General features: G+C 44.5%; 18 protein-coding genes. 12 read left to right on the top strand and 6 right to left on the bottom strand.

Annotation, left to right across the window (positions count from 1 at the left end):
- Window positions 1-233: 233 nt before the first annotated feature.
- From AC6H1S_RS02555 to ytxJ, 3 genes are all read left to right on the top strand, one after another.
- A complete protein-coding gene (locus tag AC6H1S_RS02555; protein WP_199136709.1) occupies window positions 234-902 on the top strand; it encodes a tetratricopeptide repeat protein in 669 nt (222 codons plus the stop codon).
- A gap of 409 nt (window positions 903-1311) precedes the next feature.
- Window positions 1312-1803, top strand: coding sequence for a 6,7-dimethyl-8-ribityllumazine synthase (ribH, locus tag AC6H1S_RS02550; protein ID WP_199136707.1), 492 nt, complete (start codon window positions 1312-1314; stop codon window positions 1801-1803).
- A gap of 199 nt (window positions 1804-2002) precedes the next feature.
- A complete protein-coding gene (ytxJ, locus tag AC6H1S_RS02545) occupies window positions 2003-2332 on the top strand; it encodes a bacillithiol system redox-active protein YtxJ (protein ID WP_497565012.1) in 330 nt (109 codons plus the stop codon).
- Between the two features lie 75 nt (window positions 2333-2407).
- Here the strand turns inward: ytxJ and AC6H1S_RS02540 are convergent, their stop codons facing one another.
- Window positions 2408-3925 (bottom strand): malate:quinone oxidoreductase, encoded by a 1518-nt coding sequence (locus AC6H1S_RS02540; RefSeq protein WP_497565011.1) that lies wholly within the window; start codon window positions 3923-3925, stop codon window positions 2408-2410.
- Between the two features lie 276 nt (window positions 3926-4201).
- Here AC6H1S_RS02540 and AC6H1S_RS02535 point away from each other — a divergent pair, with 276 nt between their 5' ends.
- The 4 genes from AC6H1S_RS02535 (at window position 4202) to AC6H1S_RS02520 (ending at window position 7177) form a co-directional block, all read left to right on the top strand.
- Window positions 4202-4657, top strand: coding sequence for a GNAT family N-acetyltransferase (locus tag AC6H1S_RS02535; protein WP_497565010.1), 456 nt, complete (start codon window positions 4202-4204; stop codon window positions 4655-4657).
- A gap of 171 nt (window positions 4658-4828) precedes the next feature.
- On the top strand, window positions 4829-5710 hold the full coding sequence (gene lipA / locus AC6H1S_RS02530) for a lipoyl synthase (RefSeq protein ID WP_199136699.1): 882 nt from the start codon (window positions 4829-4831) through the stop codon (window positions 5708-5710).
- A gap of 65 nt (window positions 5711-5775) precedes the next feature.
- Window positions 5776-6327, top strand: a complete 552-nt coding sequence (locus tag AC6H1S_RS02525) for an RNA polymerase sigma factor (RefSeq protein WP_497566014.1) — start codon at window positions 5776-5778, stop codon at window positions 6325-6327.
- A 7-nt stretch (window positions 6328-6334) separates the two neighbouring features.
- A complete protein-coding gene (locus AC6H1S_RS02520; protein WP_497565009.1) occupies window positions 6335-7177 on the top strand; it encodes an anti-sigma factor in 843 nt (280 codons plus the stop codon).
- On the opposite strand, the gene AC6H1S_RS02515 is transcribed toward AC6H1S_RS02520, so the two are convergent.
- Window positions 7174-8670: an NAD(P)H-hydrate dehydratase gene (locus tag AC6H1S_RS02515; RefSeq protein WP_497565008.1), complete on the bottom strand. Its 1497-nt coding sequence runs from the start codon at window positions 8668-8670 to the stop codon at window positions 7174-7176. The two genes, AC6H1S_RS02520 and AC6H1S_RS02515, sit on opposite strands and share 4 nt — an antisense overlap.
- A 145-nt stretch (window positions 8671-8815) precedes the next feature.
- Here AC6H1S_RS02515 and yiaA point away from each other — a divergent pair, with 145 nt between their 5' ends.
- Both yiaA and AC6H1S_RS02505 read left to right on the top strand, forming a co-directional pair.
- Window positions 8816-9223 carry an inner membrane protein YiaA gene (gene yiaA / locus AC6H1S_RS02510; protein WP_199138822.1) on the top strand — a complete coding sequence of 136 codons (408 nt, stop codon included), beginning with the start codon at window positions 8816-8818 and terminating at the stop codon, window positions 9221-9223.
- A gap of 148 nt (window positions 9224-9371) precedes the next feature.
- On the top strand, window positions 9372-10595 hold the full coding sequence (locus tag AC6H1S_RS02505) for a glycoside hydrolase family 5 protein (protein WP_497565007.1): 1224 nt from the start codon (window positions 9372-9374) through the stop codon (window positions 10593-10595).
- Between the two features lie 109 nt (window positions 10596-10704).
- On the opposite strand, the gene uvrA is transcribed toward AC6H1S_RS02505, so the two are convergent.
- Window positions 10705-13545: an excinuclease ABC subunit UvrA gene (uvrA, locus tag AC6H1S_RS02500; protein WP_497565006.1), complete on the bottom strand. Its 2841-nt coding sequence runs from the start codon at window positions 13543-13545 to the stop codon at window positions 10705-10707.
- A 148-nt stretch (window positions 13546-13693) separates the two neighbouring features.
- On the opposite strand from uvrA, the gene AC6H1S_RS02495 reads away from it, so the two are divergent.
- Window positions 13694-13852 (top strand): hypothetical protein, encoded by a 159-nt coding sequence (locus AC6H1S_RS02495; protein ID WP_497565005.1) that lies wholly within the window; start codon window positions 13694-13696, stop codon window positions 13850-13852.
- A gap of 22 nt (window positions 13853-13874) precedes the next feature.
- A complete protein-coding gene (gene fabV, locus AC6H1S_RS02490; protein WP_199138818.1) occupies window positions 13875-15077 on the top strand; it encodes an enoyl-ACP reductase FabV in 1203 nt (400 codons plus the stop codon).
- 63 nt (window positions 15078-15140) lie between these two features.
- On the opposite strand, the gene AC6H1S_RS02485 is transcribed toward fabV, so the two are convergent.
- From AC6H1S_RS02485 to AC6H1S_RS02475, 3 genes are read right to left on the bottom strand one after another with little or no spacing between them, the layout of a single operon-like run.
- Window positions 15141-15557, bottom strand: a complete 417-nt coding sequence (locus tag AC6H1S_RS02485; protein ID WP_497565004.1) for an arsenate reductase ArsC — start codon at window positions 15555-15557, stop codon at window positions 15141-15143.
- Window positions 15558-15560: 3 nt separating this feature from the next.
- The gene (locus AC6H1S_RS02480) at window positions 15561-16034 is read right to left on the bottom strand and encodes a DUF6428 family protein (RefSeq protein WP_497565003.1); all 474 of its coding nucleotides are present in this window, start codon (window positions 16032-16034) and stop codon (window positions 15561-15563) included.
- Between the two features lie 14 nt (window positions 16035-16048).
- Window positions 16049-16381 (bottom strand): ArsR/SmtB family transcription factor, encoded by a 333-nt coding sequence (locus AC6H1S_RS02475; protein ID WP_199138813.1) that lies wholly within the window; start codon window positions 16379-16381, stop codon window positions 16049-16051.
- A 78-nt stretch (window positions 16382-16459) separates the two neighbouring features.
- Here AC6H1S_RS02475 and AC6H1S_RS02470 point away from each other — a divergent pair, with 78 nt between their 5' ends.
- Window positions 16460-17347 carry a pirin family protein gene (locus tag AC6H1S_RS02470; RefSeq protein WP_497565002.1) on the top strand — a complete coding sequence of 296 codons (888 nt, stop codon included), beginning with the start codon at window positions 16460-16462 and terminating at the stop codon, window positions 17345-17347.
- Window positions 17348-17553 lie beyond the last annotated feature (206 nt).

The following is a 17553-nucleotide window of genomic DNA, read 5'->3' as shown; positions in this document are numbered from 1 at the left end:
TAAAATTTATGGCACGAAAATGTCCAGCATTTATTTTTGGGCATAATGAAGCTTGTTTTTGAGGAGAAAGCAACGTTACCAACCCAGAAAAACGCAACGAAGCCACAGCCAAAAGGAAGCCTGAACAAATTGGCAGCTAAGTTTTAAACAGGCTCTTTACTAAATAGTTAAAAAAGGGGTTGATACTTCCATTGAAAAATGTATTTTTGCAATCCTTAATTTTTTAAAATAAAATGTCTACAACAGAGAAAGAAACTAACCAGCCTGTGAAAAAGGGTTCTTTTATACAAGAAAACACCAAAAGCTTGGCCTTTATTGCCGGAGCTATCGTAGTTTTAATTGGTATTTATTTTTGGTATCAAGGTGTTTACCTTAAAAACAGGGCAGAAAAAGCAGCTGGCGAGATGTTCAAAGCTGAGCAATATGTAGGCGTTGATTCGTTGGCTAACATTGCCATTAATGGCGAAGGTGGTTATCCAGGTTTGGAAAAAATCGCTGCAGAATACGAAAACACCAAATCGGCTAATTTGGCTAATCTTTATTTAGGCGGTATTTATCTGCGTAAAGGCGAATACAAAAAAGCGACTGAGGCATTGGGCAAATACACAGCTACTGGAAGTCCGGTTGCCGACCCATTGGCATTAGGCCTTTTGGGCGATGCGTACAGCGAACTGAAGGATTTTAAACAAGCGGCTACTTACTACAAAAAAGCGGCTGATAAATCGGCAAACAAATTCACTTCGCCGATGTTCCTTAAAAAATTAGGATTGGTAAACGAGCAGCTGAAAGACTTTAAAGGCGCTGCAGAAGCTTACAACAAAATCAAGTCTCAATTCCCCGACAGCCAAGAAGCAGCCATGATCGATGAATATATCGCTCGTGCTGAAGCTCAAGCAAAATAATTTCCGTTAATTCGGCTTAAAAAGAGAATGTTCAAAAGACATTCTCTTTTTTTATGGCGTTTGCCTTCGTAACTATTTCAGTACACCAGGCAACTTTCAACTTAATGACTCGATGGCTGGATAGATTTTAAACTACTCCAATTATGTATGTTGACCGCCTAAGACACCTTAGGTAATTTAGTTGCAATCTGCCTAATTTTATCTTAATGGTTAAAAAACAACGGCAAAGAGAAAACATACCCAATTGCTCAAATTCAATTATTAATAGTTGACCACCTTAAACGCATTGGGCAATCTAAGTCTATCTCAATGGTTTGAAAAAACCAACTGCTGTGGTTAACATCAAAACTTTACAACATTACAACTTTTCGGCCTTACAACATTACAAGCATAATCCTATCTTTGTAGCATGGCAACACACCTCAAAAACCTATCGGATTTTTCGCATACTACCATCCCTGATGGATCTGGTTTTAAAATTGCAATCGTAGTCGCAGAATGGAATGCTAAAATTACCGGTGCGCTTTACCAAGGCGCTTACGATACGCTGCTTAAACATGGCGTAAAAGAAGAAAACATTATCTCGGCACCTGTACCGGGCAGTTTTGAACTCACCGCAGCAGCAGAAATTCTGTTGACCCAACAAGTTGGACTTCACGCGGTAATCTGTTTGGGTTGCGTAATTCAGGGCGACACGAAACATTTCGACTTCATTTGCGAAGCCGTTGCCAATGGCATTACCAATGTAGGCATTAAGCACAGCAAACCGGTTATTTTTGGCGTATTAACCACCAACGACGAGCAACAGGCCCTAGACAGGGCTGGAGGCAAACATGGCAATAAAGGCGATGAAGCGGCCATCACCGCATTAAAAATGGCGCACTTTGCGGCAACAATTTAATTCGCTTGCTTGTTATTCACAAAAATTTGTAATTTAGAGCTTTAATCAGGAAATTCTTTAAATAAAAAGTCGATGAAAAAAGTAGCTATTCTTCTATTATTCTTGTTCTGCGCAATTGCCATATTAGAATCCTGCTCTTCTCGTCTTTGCCCTGCCTATAGCTCTTATCCAGAAGGAAAAAGAAGGAGATAATAGCAAAATGCAATGGATAAACCTGAGTGATCCAGCACAAATCAACGACATTAAACTCGCAAAAGGCTACAGTGTAATTTTTAAGCACAGTACCCGTTGTTCAATCAGTTTGATGGCCAAAAGGAATTTTGAATTCGATTGGAGCGCCATACCCGAAAACACCCCGCTTTATTTTTTAGACCTGATTAGCCACAGGGATATTTCTGCGCTTATTGCCGAAACTTTTCAGGTTCACCACGAATCGCCACAGGCTTTACTGATCAAAGACGGCGAATGTATCTTGGATTCTTCGCATAGCGACATTTCTGTTGCAGAAATTGTAGAAACGATGATTTAACACTTGCGAAGTTTTCAAAACTTCACAAGCTAAATCCATTTAATGACGCTTTTGCCTTCCAAGCCCTCTACCCTATTAGCCTTCAACCAAGCTGTTAAGCTTCAGTGTTGCGGCAGTATGTTGCCTTGTTTCGTGGCAAAGCGCTTCATTTTCGGCCAGTTTCTGTCCGTAGGTCGGAATAATCTGTTTGATTTTAGACAACCATTTGGCACTCTGCATTTCTTTTTTGAAACAGCGCCCCAATAAATCGAGCATGATAGAAACCGCGGTTGAAGCACCAGGAGAAGCGCCCAGCAAAGCGGCGATCGAACCATCGGCAGCACTTACCACTTCGGTACCAAACTCTAAAATACCGCCTTCTTTTTCATCTTTTTTGATGACCTGTACACGCTGTCCAGCTGTTTCCAGCTCCCAATCCTTCATGTCGGCATTGGGCAAATATTCTCTTAAAGCCACCATCCTGTCTTCAGGCGATTGGCGCACCTGCTCGATGAGGTATTTGGTCAGGTCTAGGTTGTGCAGTCCCGCAGCGATCATCGGGCGGATATTGTTGAACTTGATCGATAAAGGCAGGTCCAAAAACGACCCATGCTTTAAAAATTTGGTCGAGAAACCTGCATAAGGTCCAAAAAGGAGGGCTTGTTTGCCATTAATCATGCGGGTATCCAAATGCGGCACCGACATTGGCGGCGCACCAACCGCAGCCTTGCCATAAACTTTGGCATGATGGCGCGCAATCACCTCTTCGTTGGTGCATTTTAGCCATTGTCCGCTTACCGGAAAACCGCCAAAACCTTTTCCTTCGGGGATATCGGATTTTTCAAGCAATGGCAACGAGCCTCCACCAGCGCCAATAAATACGAATTTGGCTAGACGTTTACGTCTTTTGCCATTGTCAAGGTCTTTAACCTTCACCTCCCAGGCACCACTGGCCGTTTTGTCCAATTCGCGGATTTCATGATCGAAAAACAAGCTTACATTTTCTTGTTTGCCCAAGTAGCTGAACATTTCGCGCGTTAATGACCCAAAGTTCACATCGGTACCCAGATCCATTTTAGTAGCCGCTACTTTTTCGTTGCTGTCGCGGCCCTCCATAATCAATGGTACCCATTCTTTTAAGGTAGCTGGGTTTTCGGTGTATTCCATCTCCTCGAACAGGTTGCATTTGCGCAGTTCCTCGTAACGGGTTTTCAGGAATTTGATATTTTCTTCGCCCCAAACAAAGCTCAGGTGCGGAATATTTCTAATAAAGGTATGCGGATCAGAAAGAATGTTCTGCTCAACCAGGTAGGTCCAAAACTGTTTGGAAACCTCAAAAGATTCGGCAATCTGAACCGCTTTTTTGGTATCCACCGAACCATCAGGCTTTTGGGGTGTATAATTCAGCTCGCAAAACGCCGAGTGCCCTGTACCTGCATTGTTCCAGGCATCCGAACTTTCGGCGGCCGCAATATCCAAGCGTTCATAAATTTCAATGCTTAGGCTTGGTTCCAGTTCTTTTAACAACATCCCCAGTGTGGCGCTCATAATGCCAGCACCAATCAGAATCACATCTGTGTCGGTTTCAGCAACCGTCTTTCTTTTTCTGCTCATTTTACAACCAAATAAAATCTGTAAGTTACTTAGCACAATCGGTGCCAAACAATCACTTAACAGTCATGTTAGTCTAATTAAATCAATTTGCGTTCAACAACAGGATGACTACGCTAGAACATAGACAGATTTCCATCAGCCACAAAGGCCAAACAGACATTTTCTTTGGTTAGTGCACAAATTTAAGCTTTATAAATTTAAATTTGAACGATAATGAGCAGATTTTGAGGCAACCATCACGATTTTTCAATCTTTTACTCCAAAAACAGCAATACAGTGAAAATCAGCATCCAACAGCTCGTCGCAATAAACGAAATCCAAGCCCAACAGCTTTGCCGATTAACTGCCCAATTGGGCTACGCCAACGAACCAGTGGCCTTTGCCCAGCGCCTGCAAAATTTAATCAGCAGCAAAACCGACAGCATTTTTATAGCAATTGCCGACGACCAAATCGTAGGCTGGATCCATGGCACTTACCAACTTACCTTAGAAAGCCCGGCTTTTGTTGAAATCTTAGGCTTGGTGGTAGAAGCAGGTTTCAGGGGACAGCAAATAGGCAAAAAACTGATCAAGGCAGTCAAAACTTGGAGCCAGGCATTTGAAGTAGAGAAAATGAGGGTAAGGTGCAACGTAGTACGATTAGCAAGCCATGAATTTTATAAACGGTTAGGCTTTGAGGAAAACAAACGGCAGGTGGTATTCGATTGGAAGCCGACGGTTGACAGCCTGTAGCCCATGGGCTGAAGCTTGCGGCTTAACCAATTCATCAATACTACCATTCGGCATACCAGGCTATAGCCAACAATTAAAACAAGATAGCCATTCTCAGCAATCCTTATATATTTACAACATTCAAACATTTCGGTTTTCCAACTTGTCAATCCTATTGCTTAACTTTGTACTATGATTGAACTTCCTGTAGTTCCGGCTGTAACCCAAGCCCCCCGCAAACCCGACTGGTTAAGGGTAAAATTACCCGTTGGCAAAGAATATGCACAAGTGCGCAGTTTAGTCGATACGCATAAGCTGCATACCATTTGCGAGAGTGGCAATTGCCCCAACATGGGCGAATGCTGGGGTGCCGGCACGGCAACTTTTATGATCCTGGGCAACATTTGTACACGCTCTTGTTCTTTTTGTGCGGTGGCCACAGGCCGTCCTTTAGCAGTTGATACCGACGAACCAGCCCGTGTAGCCAATTCGGTAAAGCTGATGCAGGTAAAACATTGCGTAATTACCTCGGTTGACCGAGATGATCTTAAAGATGGTGGTTCGATCATTTGGGCCGAAACGCTACAGGCCATCAGACGTGAAAGTCCGGAAACCACTTTAGAAACCTTGATTCCCGATTTTAAGGGCCAATGGGATAACCTTTACCGGGTATTGGAAGAAAGACCCGAAGTTGTATCGCACAACATGGAAACCGTAAGGCGCCTAACCAGACAGGTACGCATCCAAGCCAAGTACGACAGAAGCTTAGAGGCCCTGAAACGTATTTCTGAATTTGGTCTTCGAACCAAAACCGGAATCATGCTTGGCCTTGGCGAAACCGAAGAGGATATTTTAGAAGCCATGGACGATCTGGTAGCAAACGGCGTACACATTCTTACTTTGGGCCAATACCTGCAGCCAACCCGAGCACATCATCCGGTAGTAGATTGGATCCATCCCGACCAATTTGCCAAGTACAAGGAAATTGGTTTGGCCAAAGGCTTAAAATATGTGGAGAGCGGCCCTTTGGTACGTTCCTCCTATCATGCAGAAAAGCACTTGTTTGATTTTTAAAAAAATATCCAAGTGCAAACATTTTTCTTAGCATCTTGTTTATAGTATTCTGTATATTAGCACCATTGGCAACCACTAAAAAAATAACACTTTCTGAAGAAGAATTGGTAAGCGCCCTTAAAAGGCGTGATACAATTGCTATTAAGGCCTTGTACAGCATGTATTCTGGAGCCTTGCTTGGTGTAATTTCGCGCATTGTTCAACCTATTGAACTGGCCGAAGATCTATTACAGGAAACTTTCGTTAAAATATGGAACTCAGCAGAAGGCTACGATCCCTCAAAAGGACGTTTGTTCACCTGGATGATGAATGTTGCCCGCAACCTGTCAATTGACAAACTACGTTCGAAAGATTTTAGGAATTCGGCCAAAAACCAAGACCTCGAAAATAACGTAGATTTCATTGACGAACAAAAAAAGGTTAGCTTTAATGCTGATTTGCTAGGCCTAAAAGACCTGGTTACGCAGCTTAAGCCAGAGTTTAAACAGGTATTAGACCTTGTTTACTTTGGTGGCTACACGCATGTTGAAGCAGCCGAAGAATTAAATTTGCCTTTAGGAACCGTTAAGACGCGGGTCAGAATGGCTATTTTAGAGTTGAGGAAAAATTTTAATTGAGGTGGAAGTGGAAGATGTAAACGCATATATCGAATCGGGCATTCTTGAACTCTACGTTTTGGGTCAGTTAACTGAACAGGAATGTAGAGAGGTGGAAGAGATGGCTCAAAAACATCCCGAAATAAAAGAAGAGCTATCGGCTATCGAGCTGGCATTGGAAAACTATGCTTTAACCAATGCGGTTACGCCATCGGCAACATTAGAAGCCAAAATACTTGGCAACCTCGAACAGGCCCAAACTTCTACTACCCCTGCAAACGAGCCCAAAATCATTCCTTTGCAACCTAACTATCCCGATAAAAGGGTAAAGACCTTACGAATTGCATTGGTAGCCTGTATTGCTCTTTTGGTAATAAGCACCGTTGCTTTATTTTCGCTATATAGCCAATTAAACATGGCTCACGATCAAATTGCAAGCCTAAATGCTACAAAAGACAGCTATGCCGCAACTGTTTCGAAATTAGAATTTGATAAAGCGGGCATGAAAAACCGCATAGACATGACCGAAACCACGGAATGGGCAACCGTAAAACTGCGTGGGGTAAAAGATTCGCCAGAGGCTAATATGCAGGTTTATTGGAATAAAACCAACAAAAGCATATTGATCAATTATGCCGCGATGCAATTGCCTAAAACCGACAATGCACATGAATACCAATTGTGGGCTTTGGTTGATGGCAAACCGGTAAGCTTAGGGGTATTTGGTCCTGACGACACTGCCAAAGAAGCGGTAAAACAAATGGAAACCATTGCCAAGGCACAAGCTTTCGCAGTAACCATCGAACCGATGGGCGGCAGCCAAAATCCGACCATGGAGAAAATGGTGGTAATGGGCGAAACCTCTATCTAATCTCTATTTAAAATTTGCTTAATCGTTTTTGGAATTTGCAAAGTCAATTGCGAAGCGCTAATGGTTGCTCTTTTTTTAGCCAGTTGATCGCCCGCTGCTCCATGCAGGTAAACACCCAGCACAGCCGCATCGGCAGCTGTATAACCCTGCGCCAATAATGCGGTCAAGATGCCGGTCAGCACATCGCCCATGCCCCCAGAAGCCATTGCCGGATTGCCGGTTGGATTGATATGGATTTCGCCGTCGGGTAAGCAAACAAAAGTGTATTGGTTCTTCAGCACGATGACGATTTTTCGTTGCTGGGCTTCCTCGCTTGCCGTAGCTACCCTGCTCCACCAATTTTCATGCTGGCCAAACAAACGGTCAAATTCTTTCAAATGTGGCGTTAAGATACTCCCCGGTGCCAATTCGGCCAGTATGTCTTGTCTTTTAGCCAATAGATTCAAGGCATCTGCATCAATCACCAAAGGGCGCTTTAAACCAATGACCTGCTCTAAAAGCCGTTCGTTTTCCGTCTCAGTTCCCAAGCCAGGCCCAATGGCAATGGCCTCAAATTGATCAAACACATCGATACTTAAATCGATGGTTCTTGGCAAAGCCATCACTTCCGGCAAGGCTGCGTTCAAGGCTATTAATCCGCTTGGGGGCAAGCATACCGTGGTTAAGCCTGCACCGCTATGCAAACTGGCCCCGGCCGCCAACAGGGCCGCCCCCATGGTAGTTTCGTTACCTGCTAGCAATAATGCATGCCCATAGGTTCCCTTGTGGCTAAAGTTTCGCCGAGGCACAAGCAACCCTGCGATATCGGCTTGTTCGGTTAACTTCCATCGGCTTGATTGCCTTGCTATAAAACCTTGGTCCAACCCAATATCGGCGACCTCAAACCGTGCCAATGCGTGTACCGATTCGGGGAAGAAAAAATTGAGTTTGGGTTGTTGAAAAGCAATAACCAGTTCGGCTTTGATACCATTGTAATGGCTAAGTTGGCCTTCGGCATAGAAGCCTGTAGGTACGTCGACAGCAATTACCTTGCGATTTAACTGGTTGACCAAAGTTGCCAGAGCCAAAAAATCGCCGGTTAGAGGTTTATTCAATCCCGAACCTAAAATGGCATCTACAATGACCGTGGCTTTCGATTGGCCAAGCAAGTCTACTTTGTCCAATTGTGTCACTGCAATTTTGGTTTCTCGTAATCGGGACAGGTTTATCAAATAGTCATCGCTCTGCTTAGCCGAAAAGCTGGCCAAAAAAACTTCGCAACCGCCGTAGCCCTCATGGACCAGCAGGCGCGCTATGGCCAAACCATCGCCTCCGTTGTTGCCAGTCCCGCAAATAACGGCTATCGAGGTATCCTTTTCTGGCACCTCCCGCACAAATACCTGTACAAAGGCTTTGGCAGCACGTTCCATTAAATCGACCGAAGGAATGCCTTGCTGCCTGATGGTATAGGCATCGGCTTCGCGCATTTGGGCAGCAGACAGGAGATTTTTCATTGACCTTAAGTTAGCAATTTTAGTCCAGAGTTAAAAGCGCTAATCAATGGCGAATAGGCTATCGGTTTAACAAAGAAAATGTAACATTCCTCTCCCACCGGCGTCTCTATATCGATAATTGAATCGCTAACCAAATTAAAAACAGATGAATCAAAAACCATCGAACGCATTCATAGCAGCCGCATGGATCGCACTTGGAATTGGCATGATTGGCTTTATCGTTGGGCTTTGGCGCTCCGATATGCTGTTAAACGAAAAAGGTTATTACTTTGCGGTATTGATGTTCGGCCTGTTTGCCGTCATTTCGCTGCAAAAAGCGGTACGCGACAAACTGGAAGGTATCCCGGTTACCGAAATCTACTATGGCATCAGCTGGTTCTGCACCATTTTAACGATTACCTTGCTGATTATTGGCTTGTGGAATGCGGAACTGCTGCCTAGCGAAAAGGGTTTCTACGGCATATCCTTTATCCTGGCCCTTTTTGGCGCTATTGCGGTGCAAAAAAACACCCGAGACAGCCAAAACTTTAACAAAAGCCAACAATTAAACTAGAAAACCATTCATCCTTTACAAGCCACTTGCTCCAAGCAGGTGGCTTTTTTGTGTACTTCATACACTATCTTACCAAAATTGTGACAATGGGAACGCGATAAAATACTATGCTTTAGCTATTTTAGGAATAATTTATCCCATTTTTTAGATGAAGTACTTAAAAATTTTAATCTTAGCCGTTACCCCGTTTTTCGTAGCCGCTCAAAGCCCCAAATTTTTCGATGTGAAAGGCAAAAGCATCATCGACCCCAAAGGCCAACCCATTGTGCTCAAAGGCACCAACCTGGGCAATTGGCTCATCCCCGAAGGTTACATGTTCAAGTTCAAGGATGCTACTTCGCCCCGGATGATCAATCAGGTTTTCACCGAACTGATCGGCCCCGACAAAACGGCAGCTTTTTGGAAAAAATACCTCGACAATTATGTGACCCAGGCCGATATCCATTACCTGAAAAGCTCGGGCATGAACTCTATCCGCATCCCTTTTCATTACAAAATGTTCACTGCCGAAAGCTATCTGGGCAGCAACGATCCCAATCGTGGTTTCGAATTGATGGACAGGGTAATCAACTGGTGCAAAGCCGAAAATCTGCCTGTAATTTTAGACATGCACTGCGCGCCTGGCGGCCAAACTGGCGATAACATTGACGATGGCGACGGCTATCCTTTCTTGTTCGAAAACGAAGCCAGTCAGCAGTTAACCGTTGATATTTGGACCAAAATTGCCAATCATTACAAAAACGAGCCCACCGTAATCGGCTATGACTTGCTGAACGAACCTATTGCTCATTACTTCGACACCAAAAAACTAAATCCATACCTGGAGCCTTTCTACAAAAGAGTAACCGCAGCGGTAAGGAAGGTTGATCAAAACCACCTTATCTTTTTAGGCGGTGCCCAATGGGATTCGAATTTTAAGATTTTTGGCCAACCCTTCGACAACAAGCTGGTTTATACTTTTCATAAATACTGGACGGCCACCACGCAAGATGTAGTGCAGGAATATGTAGATTTTAGTCATAAGTATAACGTGCCGATTTATGTTGGCGAAACCGGCGAAAACAACGACAAATGGATTTTGGAATTCAGAACCCTGATGGAAAAACTGGACATCAGCTGGCATTTCTGGCCTTACAAAAAGATGAACAACAAAAGCGGCATCGTTACTTTCCCCACACCCGAAAACTGGGATTTGGTAGTTAAATACGCCGACCAGCCCAAATACAGCTTTGCCGACTTGAGAAAATATGCTCCCGCAGACAGAACAATCATTGAAAATGCCCTGAACCAATTGCTAGAAAAGTGCAAATTCGAGTATTGCAACACCAACGATGGCTATTTGAAAGGCTTAGGGCTGAAAGAGGGGAAATAAAGTTGGCCGTTTTCAGTTGGCGGTTGGCAGTTTACCCATGAGCCAATGAACTAATCAACCAATCAGCTAAAAACATAGGCGAAGCTTTAAAAACTTCGCTTATGTTTTTTTAGTCTTCCATTTCTTTTTTCAGGAATTTTCCGGTCAGGCTAATCGGGCTTTGGATCAATCCCTCTGGCGTTCCTTCAAAAATAATGCGTCCACCACCAGCGCCACCTTCTTCTCCCAAATCGATTACCCAATCTGCTACTTTTACGACATCTAGGTTGTGTTCGATAACCAACACCGTATTTCCTTTTTCTACCAGCTCGTTCAGCACGCCCAATAACACGTTGATGTCTTCAAAATGCAATCCGGTTGTAGGTTCGTCGAGGATATAAAATGTTTTGCCGGTATCTTTTTTAGATAGCTCGGTGGCCAGCTTAACCCGTTGCGCCTCGCCACCCGATAAAGTGGTAGAGGCCTGTCCCAAACGGATATAGCCCAAGCCAACATCGTTTAGCGTTTTGATTTTACGGTAAATGGCTGGCATATGCTCAAAGAAAGCGCAAGCTTCTTCAATGCTCATATCCAGCACATCGCTAATGGATTTGCTCTTATAACGGACCTCTAAGGTTTCGCGGTTGTACCTGCGTCCGCCACATTCCTCACAAGGAACGGCCACATCAGGCAAGAAATTCATTTCAATAACCTTCATGCCGGCACCCTGACAGGTTTCGCAACGGCCGCCTTTTACGTTAAAAGAGAAACGGCCCGGCTTGTAGCCCCTGATTTTCGCCTCTGGCAGCTGTACAAACAGATTCCGGATATCAGAGAAAACGCCGGTGTAAGTAGACGGGTTAGACCTGGGTGTACGCCCGATGGGTGCTTGGTCGATCTCGATTACTTTGTCAATTTCTTTAAGGCCATTGATTTTTTCGTAGGGCAAAGGCGTTTTCTTGGCCCTGAAAAAATGATGGTTCAATATCGGATAGAGGGTTTCGGTAATCAGGCTTGATTTGCCACTGCCCGATACGCCCGTTACGGCAATAAACTTGCCCAAAGGGAAATCGACAGAAACCTCTTTTAGATTGTGACCTGTGGCTTTAATGATTGAAAGTTTATGCCCGTTGCCTTTGCGGCGTTTTTTAGGCACAGCTATGCCTTTTTTGCCATTGAGGTAGGCCGCGGTTAGGGTATTCGATTTTAAAATTTGCGCAGGAGTTCCTTCGGCCACTACTTCGCCGCCACGTACGCCTGCTGCCGGACCGATATCTATCACATGGTCGGCTTCTAAAATCATGTCCTTATCGTGTTCAACCACCAAAACGGTATTGCCCAAATCGCGCAGGTTTTTCAAGGCATTGATCAGGCGTTCGTTGTCGCGTTGGTGCAAACCTATGCTTGGCTCATCCAAAATATACATCACGTTCATCAGCTGCGACCCGATTTGGGTAGCCAAGCGGATGCGTTGCGCTTCACCGCCCGATAACGTACGGGCTGTACGGTCAAGCGAAAGATAATTCAGGCCCACATCGGTCAAAAAACCAATCCTCGACCTGATTTCCTTCAAAATTTCCTTCGCAATGGTATTTTGTCTTTCGTTCAGCCGGTCTTCTACATTTTCGAACCAGCCTTTTAGCGTCAAGATATCCATTTCGGCCAGCTCGAAAATATTCTTGCCATCTACCTTAAAGTGCAGGCTTTCTTTCTTTAAACGAGCGCCATTACACTCAGGACAAGTTTTCAGCTTGCGGAAGCTATCCATATCATCGGCTTCTTCGCCCCTGCGCTCCTGTTGTTCTTCCAGCAATTTGATAATCCCATCGAACGTAATCTGGTAGTTCTGCACGTTCCATTTATTGTATTCGACGGCAACGCTCAACAATTCGTGCGTACCGTTTAAGATGATGTCGATGTTTTCATCGCCCAACTTTTCTAGCGGCGTTGATAGCGAGAAGCTGTATTTTTTGGCCAAGGCTTTCAACACCTGGAACATCCATACGTCGCGGTATTCGCCCAAAGGTGCCAAACCGCCGTTAACAATGCTCAGCTTCATGTTGGGCATTACCGATTCCTTGTCGACCACAAAAATATAGCCCAAGCCATCGCAACGTTCGCAAGCACCATAAGGCGAGTTGAACGAAAAGCTGTTTGGTTGGGGTTCATCGTAAGAAATACCGGTGGTTGGGCACATCAAAAAACGGCTGAAATGCGCCACATTGTTTTCCTTATCGCTGATTTTGATAATTCCCTTGCCTAGGCGCATGGCAGTTTGGATGCTGTCCAACAGGCGTTTATGGTCTTTTTCATCGATGATCAAGCGGTCAACCACAATTTCGATATCGTGTATTTTATAGCGATCGACCTGCATTTTGGGCGTCAGGTCTTGGATTTCGCCATCAATGCGCACCTTTACATAGCCTTGCTTGCGGATCTGCTCAAACAGTTCGCGGTAATGGCCTTTACGGCCTTTTACTACCGGAGCCAGGATATTGACGGCAATGCCTTCAAATTTCTTATAGATATTGCGCAAGATCTGGTCTTCGCTCATACGCTCCATTTTTTCGCCGGTATTGTACGAAAAGGCATCGGCCACACGGGCGTAAAGCAAACGCATAAAGTCGTAGATTTCGGTAATGGTACCTACGGTTGAGCGCGGGTTCTTGCTCGTTGTTTTTTGTTCGATGGCAATTACCGGACTTAGCCCTGAAACTTTGTCTACATCCGGACGTTCCATGCCGCCCATAAACTGGCGCGAATAGGCACTAAAAGTTTCCATATAGCGACGCTGGCCTTCGGCATAAATAGTGTCAAAAGCCAACGACGATTTTCCGCTGCCACTAAGGCCCGTGATGACAACGAGCTGATTACGAGGAAAACTAACATCGATATTTTTAAGGTTATGCACTCGGGCTCCATACACTTCTACATCTTTTTGTACGCCGAGGTCGATATTGTTTTTGCTCATAAATTAGTGAATTTTCGATATTAAAAAACAGCCTGCAAAAATAACGATTTTCGGGCAGAAAAACGACCCATCTGCAAAGCTGAAAATCAGGCACATGTCATCATTATAATTCGTGACTAATACCTCAAACAAACAAGCCAAAACACAAATGGTTGGCGTTATTTTCAAACTCGAATTTGATGGGGCAAAACCTGTTTTCGGCAACCGTTGCGCAAAACATATCACCGCATATTTGGAATGGAAAAAAATTAAGAATAGTTTTGAGGAAACAAAACAAAGCTTTGCCAATGGCGCAGGGCTGATTTAATTTTAAGAAAAGCTTAGAAATTATGATTATCGAACCTAGAATGCGAGGATTTATATGTTTAACCGCACATCCGAAAGGCTGTGAGCAAAACGTAATTAATCAAATTAACTATATCAAATCGAAAGGGGCCATCAACGGCCCGAAAAAAGTGTTGGTTATTGGCGCATCAACCGGTTTTGGCTTGGCCTCAAGAATTACCAGTGCCTTTGGTGCTGGCGCGGCAACTATTGGCGTTTACTTTGAAAAACCACCCAAAGAAGGAAAAACAGCCTCGCCAGGCTGGTACAATACCGCCGCTTTCGAAGCCGAGGCCCAAAAAGCAGGCCTATATGCCAAAAGCATCAACGGCGATGCCTTCTCTAACGAAGTTAAAACTCAAACCATCGACCTGATCAAAGCCGATTTAGGCCAGATTGATTTGGTGATCTACAGCTTGGCTTCACCGGTAAGAACCAACCCCAAAACAGGTATTACCCACCGCTCGGTACTGAAACCAATCGGCGGCACCTTTACCGACAAAACCGTCGATTTCCACACCGGCATTGTTTCTGAAGTTTCTATCGAGCCTGCCAACGAAGAAGAAATTGAAAACACGGTAGCCGTAATGGGTGGCGAAGACTGGGAAATGTGGATCGACGCCTTAAAAGAGGCTGGCGTATTGGCTGATGGCTTTACCACGGTAGCTTATTCGTATATCGGCCCTGCCGTTACTGAAGCAGTTTACCGCAAAGGAACCATTGGCCGTGCCAAAGACCATTTAGAAGCCACTGCCTTTACCATTACCGATAAATTAAAGGACATTAACGGCAAGGGCTATGTTTCGGTAAACAAAGCTTTGGTTACCCAAGCCAGTTCGGCTATTCCGGTTATTCCGTTGTATATTTCATTGCTCTATAAAATCATGAAAGCCGAAGGCATCCACGAAGGCTGTATTGAGCAGATCCAGCGTTTATACCAAGATAGATTATATACAGGCGCAACCGTTCCGGTTGACGAAAAAGGGCGCATCAGGATTGACGATTGGGAAATGCGCGAAGATGTTCAAAATCGCGTAGTTGAACTTTGGAAAGATGCTACTACCGAAACTTTACCTGCCATTGGCGATTTGGCTGGCTATAAAACCGATTTCCTGAATCTGTTCGGGTTCGATATAGCCGGTGTTGATTACCAGGCCGATGTAAACGAAGTTGTTGACATTCCTGGGTTGGTAGAAGCTGAGGCTTAAGCCAAAAATATTTACGAAGCTTCCAAAACTTTGTAAGCGAAACTCTTGCAAAACCTCGACCAACTAGTCGAGGTTTTCTTTTATAAACGTTTGGCAATACGCCTTGATTTCGTCTCTTGTTTTGACAAAAGAAGCCAAGACCATCGCATCGCTCCCTTTGGCTTTTGCGGGATCTGAAAAGCCTTGATGAAACCTTTTGGCATGGCCCGGAAAAAACGGGCAGTTGGCCTGGGCATGATCGCAAACCGTAATGATAAAATCAAAATCGATGTCCTGGTATTCCTCGATGTGGTTAGCAGTATGGTTGGCAATATCGATCCCGTCAGCAGCCATTACAGCAACAGCCATGGGGTTAAGGCCATGGGTTTCAATTCCGGCACTATAAATCAAGGCTTTCCCCTTGGCAAAAGCCCTCAAATAGCCTTCGGCCATTTGGCTTCGGCAACTGTTGCCTGTACAAAGCACTAACATCTTCTTCATCCCTTAACAACAGCCACCACCAGGCGTACAGGTTCCTGAATTAGCTGTTGGCAGCTGTACCAGATTGAGCTTTGGTTTTGCCGGCTGAATACCACAAGCATCTTTGGCCAGACAGGCTGTTTGCATGTTGACCAACAAAAAGTCTTTGCCGTCAAATTCCAAACTGTATTTGCCGATGGTGCCACTTTGATATTCTACTTGAATCTCCAGATCCTCCATGCCCAACACCTCTTCGGAAAGACTGATAATGTTGAGCAATTTGGCCGGTTTTAAGCGGTGTTCAAAATCATCGGCATTCCACAGCTGAAAGTTGGCCCGGTTTTCGGTACGAACGGTTCCTCCACAGTCTATAAAGTGCTTGCGCACCACGCCAACTTCGGTTACATGAAAGTGCACTGGCACAAAGGTACCATCGGCCAGCTTAAAATTGACCGCCTCCACCGTATTCAGGATATTTTTTATTTCTGATAATTTCATACTTTATATTTTTTCTAGCAGCATTCTTTTTTCTTGGCCAGTATTTTTCCGAACACCTCTTCAAAAAAATGCTTGAACTTGGCAAACATTTCTTCGTCTATGCAATAGCAAATGGCATTGCCTTCGATATTGCCCTTGATGAGGCCCGCATTTTTAAGCTCTTTCAAATGCTGCGATACCGTTGGCTGGGCCAAGGGCAACTCGTTTACAATATCTCCGCAAATGCAGGTATCAACGCTCAGCAAAAAATCTATAATCGCTATTCTGGCTGGATGGCCCAAGGCTTTCATGATGGATGCCATTTCATTTTGCTTGGCGGAGAAGTGATCTGTTTTGGATGCCCCCATTATTTGATATTTTAATATTGCAATATTACGATAAAGATTTATATGCACCAAATTTTTTATCTTTAAACAAAAAATCCGATGTCGAATATTCAGCTTATAATCGAAGAAAGGCCAAGTGATATTGGCAATTTTATGGTGGGGAGGCTATTGCCTTTCCGCGAGAAAAGAATGGTTGGCCCCTTCAGTTTCATCGACCACATGGGCCCGGTAGCCATGAACGACCACAACAACCTCGACATCCCGCCCCATCCGCACATTGGGCTATCAACCCTCACCTATCTTTTTGAGGGCAACATCATGCACAGAGACGGATTGGGCACACAAATAGAAATCAAACCTGGCCAAGTTAACTGGATGACTGCCGGCAAGGGCATTGCGCATTCGGAACGTACACCCGATTATCTGCGCAATACAGACAAAGTACTGCACGGCTTACAGATTTGGGTGGCCCTGCCCAAGCACCTCGAACAAATGGAACCTGAATTTTTCCATGCCGATGTAGAACAAATTCCTTCTTGGGAAGAAAATGGTGTTCGGTACAAGCTGATTGCCGGAGAGGTGATGGGACATCAATCACCCATTCCGGTGTATAGTCCGCTTTACTTTTTAGAACTTAAAACCTCGGCTCAACAAACCATTAAAATTGGCAATAGGCTTTTTGGTGAAAGCGCCATCTACATTTTAGAAGGCGCGGTAGAAAGCGATGGCAACAAATTTGAGCCCAAGCAACTTTTAGTGGCCAAGGATAGCTCGCTCTGCGAGTTTACCATGCATGCCAATACCACCATCTACATTTTTGGTGGCGATCCCTTTCCGGAAGAGCGTTTCATTTACTGGAATTTTGTGGCCAGTAGCCGTGAGCTGATCGAGGCAGCCAAAGAAAGATGGTTGGCGCAAGACTATCCACCCGTTCCCGGAGAAACCGAATTTGTGCCACTGCCATCATCATCCAAAAACATCAAATAGCATATTTTCTCGGCAAAAACAGCATTTTGAAATCAACAGTTTAACCATTAAGAAGTTAAGATATTTAGGCAAACCGCAACTTAGACGTCCTCAGCTGTCTTAGGTGGTAAAGTAACGGCAACATTTCAAATTGCCGTTCAACCATTTAGGCATTAAGGTACATTTAGATAAACTCAGGCTTAGACGTCCTCAGGTGTCTTAGGCGG

This window comes from Pedobacter sp. TM02 (assembly GCF_059705275.1).
Note: the sequence above shows the minus strand (reverse complement) of the source record. Positions and strands in the feature narration are given on the sequence as shown.

What these genes read in the sequence shown, in the direction of transcription:
- AC6H1S_RS02555 (WP_199136709.1), top strand. Translation starts at nt 234, where the DNA reads ATGTCTACAACAGAGAAAGAAACTAACCAGCCTGTGAAAAAGGGTTCT.
- ribH (WP_199136707.1), top strand. Translation starts at nt 1,312, where the DNA reads ATGGCAACACACCTCAAAAACCTATCGGATTTTTCGCATACTACCATC.
- ytxJ (WP_497565012.1), top strand. Translation starts at nt 2,003, where the DNA reads ATGCAATGGATAAACCTGAGTGATCCAGCACAAATCAACGACATTAAA.
- AC6H1S_RS02540 (WP_497565011.1), bottom strand. Translation starts at nt 3,925, where the DNA reads ATGAGCAGAAAAAGAAAGACGGTTGCTGAAACCGACACAGATGTGATT.
- lipA (WP_199136699.1), top strand. Translation starts at nt 4,829, where the DNA reads ATGATTGAACTTCCTGTAGTTCCGGCTGTAACCCAAGCCCCCCGCAAA.
- AC6H1S_RS02515 (WP_497565008.1), bottom strand. Translation starts at nt 8,670, where the DNA reads ATGAAAAATCTCCTGTCTGCTGCCCAAATGCGCGAAGCCGATGCCTAT.
- yiaA (WP_199138822.1), top strand. Translation starts at nt 8,816, where the DNA reads ATGAATCAAAAACCATCGAACGCATTCATAGCAGCCGCATGGATCGCA.
- AC6H1S_RS02505 (WP_497565007.1), top strand. Translation starts at nt 9,372, where the DNA reads ATGAAGTACTTAAAAATTTTAATCTTAGCCGTTACCCCGTTTTTCGTA.
- uvrA (WP_497565006.1), bottom strand. Translation starts at nt 13,545, where the DNA reads ATGAGCAAAAACAATATCGACCTCGGCGTACAAAAAGATGTAGAAGTG.
- AC6H1S_RS02495 (WP_497565005.1), top strand. Translation starts at nt 13,694, where the DNA reads ATGGTTGGCGTTATTTTCAAACTCGAATTTGATGGGGCAAAACCTGTT.
- fabV (WP_199138818.1), top strand. Translation starts at nt 13,875, where the DNA reads ATGATTATCGAACCTAGAATGCGAGGATTTATATGTTTAACCGCACAT.
- AC6H1S_RS02485 (WP_497565004.1), bottom strand. Translation starts at nt 15,557, where the DNA reads ATGAAGAAGATGTTAGTGCTTTGTACAGGCAACAGTTGCCGAAGCCAA.
- AC6H1S_RS02480 (WP_497565003.1), bottom strand. Translation starts at nt 16,034, where the DNA reads ATGAAATTATCAGAAATAAAAAATATCCTGAATACGGTGGAGGCGGTC.
- AC6H1S_RS02475 (WP_199138813.1), bottom strand. Translation starts at nt 16,381, where the DNA reads ATGGGGGCATCCAAAACAGATCACTTCTCCGCCAAGCAAAATGAAATG.
- AC6H1S_RS02470 (WP_497565002.1), top strand. Translation starts at nt 16,460, where the DNA reads ATGTCGAATATTCAGCTTATAATCGAAGAAAGGCCAAGTGATATTGGC.